General features: G+C 70.6%; 10 protein-coding genes and 1 pseudogene. 4 read left to right on the top strand and 7 right to left on the bottom strand.

All coding sequences use genetic code 11. The features are described from left to right. On the bottom strand, positions 1-980 hold a 980-nt coding region (locus tag E1281_RS34965), incomplete at its 3' end, for an asparaginase (RefSeq protein WP_131883986.1). Between the two features lie 17 nt (positions 981-997). Beyond that, positions 998-1,825: a 3-keto-5-aminohexanoate cleavage protein gene (locus E1281_RS34960; protein ID WP_131883985.1), complete on the bottom strand. Its 828-nt coding sequence runs from the start codon at positions 1,823-1,825 to the stop codon at positions 998-1,000. Between the two features lie 32 nt (positions 1,826-1,857). Here E1281_RS34960 and dtd point away from each other — a divergent pair, with 32 nt between their 5' ends. Continuing rightward, positions 1,858-2,283: a D-aminoacyl-tRNA deacylase gene (gene dtd / locus E1281_RS34955; RefSeq protein WP_131883984.1), complete on the top strand. Its 426-nt coding sequence runs from the start codon at positions 1,858-1,860 to the stop codon at positions 2,281-2,283. Here the strand turns inward: dtd and E1281_RS34950 are convergent, their stop codons facing one another. The 4 genes from E1281_RS34950 to E1281_RS34935 all read right to left on the bottom strand — a co-directional run bounded on the left by E1281_RS34950 (position 2,284) and on the right by E1281_RS34935 (position 5,077). Further along, complete coding sequence (locus E1281_RS34950; protein ID WP_131883983.1) at positions 2,284-2,766, bottom strand: hypothetical protein; 483 nt, start codon at positions 2,764-2,766, stop codon at positions 2,284-2,286. A gap of 89 nt (positions 2,767-2,855) precedes the next feature. Continuing rightward, positions 2,856-3,836: a folate-binding protein YgfZ gene (locus E1281_RS34945; RefSeq protein WP_131883982.1), complete on the bottom strand. Its 981-nt coding sequence runs from the start codon at positions 3,834-3,836 to the stop codon at positions 2,856-2,858. Between the two features lie 9 nt (positions 3,837-3,845). Continuing rightward, the gene (locus E1281_RS34940; RefSeq protein ID WP_131883981.1) at positions 3,846-4,262 is read right to left on the bottom strand and encodes a transcriptional repressor; all 417 of its coding nucleotides are present in this window, start codon (positions 4,260-4,262) and stop codon (positions 3,846-3,848) included. 329 nt (positions 4,263-4,591) lie between these two features. After that, entirely contained in the window at positions 4,592-5,077 is a 486-nt protein-coding gene (locus tag E1281_RS34935) for an FABP family protein (protein ID WP_131883980.1), read from the bottom strand. A gap of 180 nt (positions 5,078-5,257) precedes the next feature. Here E1281_RS34935 and E1281_RS34930 point away from each other — a divergent pair, with 180 nt between their 5' ends. Both E1281_RS34930 and E1281_RS34925 read left to right on the top strand, forming a co-directional pair. Then, positions 5,258-5,620: a DsrE family protein gene (locus E1281_RS34930; RefSeq protein ID WP_131883979.1), complete on the top strand. Its 363-nt coding sequence runs from the start codon at positions 5,258-5,260 to the stop codon at positions 5,618-5,620. A 106-nt stretch (positions 5,621-5,726) separates the two neighbouring features. Continuing rightward, positions 5,727-6,740 carry a TerC family protein gene (locus tag E1281_RS34925; protein ID WP_131883978.1) on the top strand — a complete coding sequence of 338 codons (1,014 nt, stop codon included), beginning with the start codon at positions 5,727-5,729 and terminating at the stop codon, positions 6,738-6,740. A gap of 12 nt (positions 6,741-6,752) precedes the next feature. Here the strand turns inward: E1281_RS34925 and E1281_RS34920 are convergent, their stop codons facing one another. Beyond that, positions 6,753-7,214 (bottom strand): SDR family oxidoreductase, encoded by a 462-nt coding sequence (locus E1281_RS34920; RefSeq protein WP_131883977.1) that lies wholly within the window; start codon positions 7,212-7,214, stop codon positions 6,753-6,755. On the opposite strand from E1281_RS34920, the pseudogene E1281_RS34915 reads away from it, so the two are divergent. Then, positions 7,129-7,330 (top strand): annotated as a pseudogene (locus tag E1281_RS34915) (hypothetical protein); the annotation flags it as partial. The gene E1281_RS34920 and the pseudogene E1281_RS34915 overlap by 86 nt on opposite strands.

Genomic DNA, 7,330 nt, shown 5'->3' with positions numbered 1-7,330 from the left:
GGGGTGAAGGCGCCGGGGGTCGGGTGGATGGTGCCCACTGTGGTGTCTCCGCCGCGTACCTCGACGGTCGACAGCTCGTCCAGCGCGGCCTTGTCGGTCATTCCGGGGTCCGCGGCCTCCTCGACGCCCAGGGCGCGCAGCAGGGCGACGGTGACGGGCGTGCGAGCCCGCATCGCGCCGTCGTCGATCTTGACGGCACCGGCGCGCCCGTCCGCGGCGGCGAACGCGTCCACGCCCTCCGCGCCGCACTTGACCAGCAGGCCGGGGACGGCGTCCATCAGCCGCCGCTCCTCGCGCCGCGTGCCGGACGTCCACTGCGGGTGGGTGCGCATCGCGTCCGCGACGCGCCGTTCCGGCTCGCCCCGCCCGGCCAGGACGAGCGCCCGGAACGCCCGCGCCACTCCGGCCGGGGACACGGCGAACAGCGGCGCCCCGCAGCCGTCGACGCCGACCGCCGTGACCGGCTCGCCCGCGAGTTCCTCCACCGTCTCCCGGACGGCGATCTGCAGCGGGTGGCCGGCGTCCAGGTAGGACTCCCTCGGCCAGTCGGCGGTGACGCAGGTGGCGAGCATCGCGGCGTGCTTGCCGGAGCAGTTCATGCGCATCCGGGACACCCCGCCGCCGGTCCGCGCGACGTCCTGCTGCGTGGCCGGGTCCAGCGGCCAGCTCTCGGGACATCGCAGGTCCGCGGCCCCGAGCCCGGCACCGGCGAGGATCTTCTCCACCCCTTCGACGTGGAAGTCCTCGCCCGAGTGGCTGCCGGCGGCCAGCGCCAGCAGCTCCCCGTCCAGGTCGAGCCCGCACCGCAGCATCGCGACCGCCTGCATCGGCTTGTTCGCCGAGCGCGGGAAGATCGGCGCCTCGAAATCGCCGGCCCGCACCGCGACCGTCCCGTCGGCGGCCAGCCCGACCGCCGCGCCGCGGTGCCGGGACTCCACGAATCCGGACCGTTCCACCTCCACCAGCACAGGATTGATCATGCCTGCGTCTTCCCCGGTCAGCGGAGCTTGATGCCTAGCAGCGCGCGGGCGTCCGCGGGCGCCATCGGGGGACGTTGCGCCAGGTGGGCGGCCTGCGCGGCCCGCTCGACGAGCTGGACGTTCGCCGTCACCGGCTGCCGCCGCGCGAACGTGACCGTGTCCTCCATGCCGACCCGCAGGTGCCCGTCTGCGGACAGCGCGGCGAGCAGCACGGGCAGCGACGTCCTGCCGATGCCGGTCGCCGACCATGTCGCGCCTTCCGGCAGCGCCTCGACGGCCGCGACGAGCGACCTCGCGTCCCCGGGCATGCCGCCCGGCACGCCCATGACCAGGTCGCAGTGGACGCGCCCGCCGTAGGGGAGCCCGTGCTTGTCGAGGAGGCGGTTCAGCGCCGCGACATGGCCCAGGTCGAACAGCTCGAACTCCGGGACGACCTCACGCTCCTGGGTGCGCTGGTAGAGGTCCACCATGAACGGCCAGGGGTTCATGAACACGTCGTCACCGAAGTTGACCGTCCCGCAGGTGAGCGAGCACATGTCGGGCTCGGCGTCCAGGACGCGCAGCCTGTCCTCGTACGGGTCCGTGACGGCGCCTCCCGTGGACAACTGGACGATGAGCCCTGTGCTCTCCCTCAGAGCCCGCACGGTGTCCTTCAACCGAGACAGGTCGAGCGTGGGCTGCGCGTCGTCATCGCGGATGTGCACGTGGATCACGGCCGCGCCCGCGGCTTCGCACTCCTTGGCCGTCTGTACCAGTTCCTCAAGGGTGACGGGCAGGGCCGGAACGTCCGCCTTGGCGGACTCCGCGCCCGTGGGCGCCACCGTGATGAGCGTCGTTGCTCCCATGAGCGGCAGAATACGCGGCAGAATCCTCAGTCATGCGTGCGGTAGTCCAGAGGGTGAGCCAGGCCAGCGTGTCCGTCGAGGGACGCGTCGCAGGGGCGATCGACGGACCGGGGCTGATGGTCCTGGTCGGCGTGACCCACGACGACGATCCCGGAAAGGCCCGCAAGCTGGCCTCGAAACTGTGGGGCCTGAGGATTCTCCAAGACGAGAAGTCGTGCTCCGACCTGAACGCGCCTCTGCTCGTCATCAGCCAGTTCACCCTCTACGGGGACACGCGCAAGGGTCGCCGTCCCGGCTGGACCGCCGCCGCACCCGGCCCGGTGGCCGAACCACTGGTGGACGCGGTCGTTCATGAACTCCGGAACCTGGGCGCCAAGGTCGAAACGGGTGAGTTCGGCGCCGACATGAAGGTCTCCTTGGTCAACGACGGCCCGATAACCCTGATCGTGGAAGTCTGATCAGCCGAAGCCATAGATCATGCCTACGACGGCGGCGATCGTGCCCAGGGCGGCGAGCAGGATGAGGGCGCGGTCTACCGGGGTGAGGCGGCCGCGCACGCTGGAGGAGTGGACGACGACGCCGTTCTCCGGGTCGACCTCCTCGTCCGGCTTCTGGAACGGGTTGCGCAGACCGGCGAGCCGCCAGAGCGCGTCGTTCTTCAACCGCTGGTGTTGCGTGGCGCAGGCGAACAGGCGTCCGCGGACGCGTTGCGTGCAGGGATGGCCCTGCCGTTTCAGCACGCGGCACAGGGTCGGGACGAGCAGGAACTCGTACAGGCACCAGGTCAGCAGCCCGAGCAGTGCGACCCGCCACGACTGGAGCCACCAGGCGGTCCCGGCGAAGGCGGCGAACAGGGCCCACCACAGCAGCGCGGACTCTCTACGGGGAAGGCGCCGGGCACCCCTCCTGGCCGCCGGCTCTTTCCCCAGGTTCGCGACCATCGGTAGGAATCCACCTTCCCCGGGCGGCTTTCTGATAGTAATCGTCATATCAGACGATATTGCTCCGGGGAACGGGGAGCCACCCGCGGTCACGCCGGGCGGCGCCGGAGATTGATCTGCGCGTTCGCGCCGGTCTCCGGCGACACGATGACCTCCTGCGCCGCCGCGACACCGCCCGCCAGCAGCTCCGCGTCCACGGGAACGTTCCGCTTGACCAGCGCGAGCGCGATCGGCCCCAGCTCGTGATGGCGCGCCGCCGAGCCCGCGAACCCGACCGTCCGGCCGCCGGGGATCTCCACCGGGTCGCCGGGCGCGGGGAGCCGGTCGACGCTCCCGTCCAGGTGCAGGAACACCAGGCGGCGCGGCGGACGCCCGAGGTTGTGGACGCGGGCGACCGTCTCCTGCCCCCGGTAGCAGCCCTTGTTCAGGTGGACGGCGGTCTCCACGTACCCCGCCTCGTGCGGGATCGTCCGGTGGTCGGTGTCGACGCCGAACCGGGGCCGGTGCTCGGCGATCCGGAGCGCCTCGTAGGCCCAGAGCCCGGCCGGCCGGAGATCCTGCGGGAAGTCGCCGCGGGGGACGACGCGGGTGACGGTCCCGGCGACGTCCGGCCAGGCGAGCGCCCCGGAGTCGTCCTCACCGGCGGGAGTCGTGATCACGGCGTAGGAGCCGGACACGTCCTCGACCTCGACACGGAGCATGAACCTCATGCGGTCGAGGAACTCCGCGAGCGACGCCGACGCGCCGGGCTCCACGTGGATCCAGACCGCCTCGCCGTCGTCGACGAGGAAGAGGTGGTGCTCGATGTGCCCGTTGGGGCCGAGCAGCAGCGCCTCGGTCGGCTCGAACGGCTTCAGCCCGTCGAGGTGCTGGCTGAGCAGGCTGTGCAGCCAGCTCAGCCGGTCGGGCCCGGAGACCCTGACCACGCCCCGGTTGCTCCGGTCGGCGAACGCCGTCCCGTCCGCCAGGGCACGTTGTTCCTGCGAAGGCTCCCCGTAGTGCGCGGCGACCTCCTGGTCGGGCGCGTCGGCGGGAACGGCACCTGGCGTCTGCAGCAGCGGGCTGTCCATGCGACCAGGTTATGTCGTGCGGCACTCCTTGCACCGCCCGTACACCGTGAGGTGGTGCACGTCCGTCTCGAAGCCGTGATCGCGCTGCAGGACGCCGGCCATGCCCGCCGCCGCGCGCGGGTCGACGTCCTCCACGGTGTGGCAGCCGCGGCAGACCAGGTGGATGTGCTCGGCCTCGGCCGCCAGGTGGTAGTTCGGCGGCCCGTGCCCGAGGTGCGCGTGCTTGACCAGCCCGAGCTCTTCGAGGAGCTCCAGCGTCCGGTAGACGGTGGAGATGTTCACGCCGCGGGCGGTGCGCTGGACCTCGGTGCAGATCTCTTCGGGAGTCCCGTGCTCCAGATTGGTGACCGCCTCAAGGACCAGCTGGCGCTGGGGGGTGACGCGGTACCCCTTCGCCCGCAGCTCCTGCTGCCACGACTCGACCATGCACCGAGTCTAAGTGCCGATGCCGCGTCCGAGTCCCTGGTCCCCGGGGTTCAGCCTGGAGAAAACCCGCTTGCCTCTCCGCGCGGCGCTCGCATAGCGTGCGGGGTACGCGTGAAAGGAGGTGGTCCAAGAAATGGTTGATTTCAGGACTCGCGAGGTGGCTGTCCGCTAGTCGCCGTTCCGCCTCGGCGCCGCCGCCCCGGCGGTGGCAACCGGTCGCGACGGTGACCGGCGAATCCCAGGCAGTTACCCGGTCCCCGGACCGATGGACCCGTCCTGTCCATCTCCCGCACCGCGCGGGAAGGTCCGGGGATCGTTCATGTCCGGGGTCAGGCGACGCGCTTGAGCTGGGCCGACAGGTGGGACTGCAGGTCGTGGCCCATGGCCGCCATGTCGAAGGCCCAGCCGAGGTCCTCGCCGATCATGCCGTAGAGGCGGTGCCCCGACGTCACCTCCTTGGCCGACTCCGTGCGGGCGACGACGTCCGTCTGCAGCTCCACCCGGCTGAACGCCACCGTGCCGACGTAGATCTCGACGATGCCCGTCGGGTGCGCCAGCGTCACCTCGACCCCGTGGTCGGGACGCGGCCGCCAGTAACCCGTCTCCATCCCCAGCGGGCGGCCGAGTGTGCCGTCCTCCTCGATCAGCCAGGTCCGGCTGGCGTAGACGAGGAACGGCTTCCCGACATGGGTGAAGGACAACTCCTGACCGAAGTTGAACGACTCGATCGAGGGATAGCCGCCGACGCCGGCGCCCTCCCAGGTGCCGAGGAGGAACGCCAGCGGCTCAAGGTCCGGGTGCAGCTCAGGATCCATGGACACCGAGCGTAGCGGCGTCCGCGCCTTCCCGGCTCCCTACTTCAGCCGTCCGAGCCGGACCACCAGCAGGACGGCGGCGACCGCCATGAGCCCCAGGACGAGGACGAGGATCCCCGCGTTCACCATCCCACCCATGGAGCGAGATGCTACGCGCCGGCCGGGACTAGAGTGCGGGCTATGGCGAGACCACTGGTGATCAAGGTCACGGCGGGCGCGGACGCGCCCGAGCGCTGCAACCAGGCGTTCACGGTGGCCGGGGCCGCCGCCGCGAGCGGCGTGCCCGTCTCCCTCTGGCTGACCGGCGAATCCGCCTGGTTCTCCCTGCCCGGACGGGCCGCCGAGTTCTCGCTCCCCCACGCCACCCCCCTGGACGACCTCCTGGCCCTGATCCTCTCCGCCGGGCGCGTCACCCTCTGCACCCAGTGCGCGGCGCGCCGGGAGATCGGCCCGGACGACGTCCTCCCGGGCATCCGCATCGCCGGCGCCCCGACGTTCGTCGAGGAGATCACGATGGACGACGTCCAGGCGCTCGTGTACTGAACCCCGGGGCGGGGCCGAGCTTCGGCGCGGACCGGGACCGCGACGGTATAAGCGCCCGTAGAACGGTTATAGGACAGCCGATGCCCCGTACCGCTTGGAGCCATGGATGATCGAAGTATCGGCAGCCGCCTGGGCCGCGACGATCGGGCTGGTCATCGCGCTCTTCGCCCTCGACCTCGTGGTCGCCGTCCGGAAGCCGCACCATGTCGGGATCAGGGAGGCGACCTTCTGGTCGGTCTTCTACATCCTGGTCGCGCTGCTGTTCGGCCTCGCCGTCTGGTCCTTCGCCGGGTCGACCGCGGGCACGGAGTACTACTCCGGCTACATCGTCGAGAAGAGCCTGTCGGTCGACAACCTCTTCGTCTTCGTCATCATCATGGCGAAGTTCGAGGTCCCGGACGAGTACCAGCAGAAGACGCTGCTGTTCGGCATCGCGGCGGCGCTGGTCCTGCGCGTCATCCTCATCGCCATCGGCGGCGCGGCCATCAGCCTGTTCTCCTTCACCTTCCTGCTCTTCGGCCTCGTGCTGATCTGGACGGCGATCCAGCTCATCCGGCACCGCAACGAGGAACCCGACGTCGAGGACAACTTCCTGGTCCGCCGCGCCCGCAAGCTGTTCCCGATCAGCGACGACTACCACGGCGGGCGGATGCTCGCCCGCGAGAACGGCCGGCGCGTCGCGACCCCGCTGCTCATCGTGTTCGTCGCCATCGGCAGCACGGACCTCCTGTTCGCCCTGGACTCCATCCCCGCCGTGTACGGCATCACCCAGAGCGCGTTCCTCGTCTTCACCGCCAATGCGTTCGCCCTGCTCGGCCTGCGCGCCCTGTACTTCCTCGTCGAGGGACTGCTGGAACGCCTGGTCTACCTGACGATCGGCCTATCGGCGATCCTCGTCCTGATCGGCATCAAGCTGATCCTGCTGTTCCTGCACGAGGACGTCTCCCACTCGATCCCGGAGATCCCGACACCGCTCTCCCTGGTCGTGATCCTGCTAATCCTGGTCGTCACGACCGTCGCCAGCCTGCTCCGCGTCCGCGCCCACCCGGAGGAGAAGGCCCAGCCCGGCGCCCTCCGCAAGAAGAAGCCCCGCGAGGAGAAGGAGTCCACGACCCGCTGACCCCGGGCCGTGCTACAGGATGAGGCCGCCGGTGGCGCGGACGTTCTGGCCGGTGATCCAGCGGGCATCGGGTCCGGCGAGGAACGCGACGACGTCGGCGATGTCCTCGGGGGCGCCCAGACGTCCCAGGGCGGTGAACGCCTTGGTCTGCTCCAGAGCCTCCGGCGGGTTGGTCTCCCGCAGCAGGTCGGTCTCGGTGGTGCCCGGCGAGACCGTGTTCACCGTGATGCCCCGCGCGCCGAACTCGCGTGCGGCGACGGCCGTGAGCTGCTCCAGCGCGGCCTTGCTCGCGGAGTAGAGCGCCAGGCCGGGGACGGGGAGCGCGGTGTTGAGCGTCGAGATGTTCACGACGCGGCCGCCGTCGCGCAGCAGCGGCTCCGCCCGGCGCATGGCCAGCGCCGGGTACTTCGCGTTCACCGTCATCACCCGGTCGAAGAGCTCGGGGGTGATGGCGCTGATCGGGGTGTACGGCATCACCCAGAGCGCGTTCCTCGTCTTCACCGCCAATGCGTTCGCCCTGCTCGGCCTGCGCGCCCTGTACTTCCTCGTCGAGGGACTGCTGGAACGCCTGGTCTACCTGACGATCGGCC

Source organism: Actinomadura sp. KC345, assembly GCF_004348515.1.
GTDB lineage: Bacteria > Actinomycetota > Actinomycetes > Streptosporangiales > Streptosporangiaceae > Spirillospora.
This window is presented reverse-complemented; position numbering and strand designations above follow the sequence as displayed.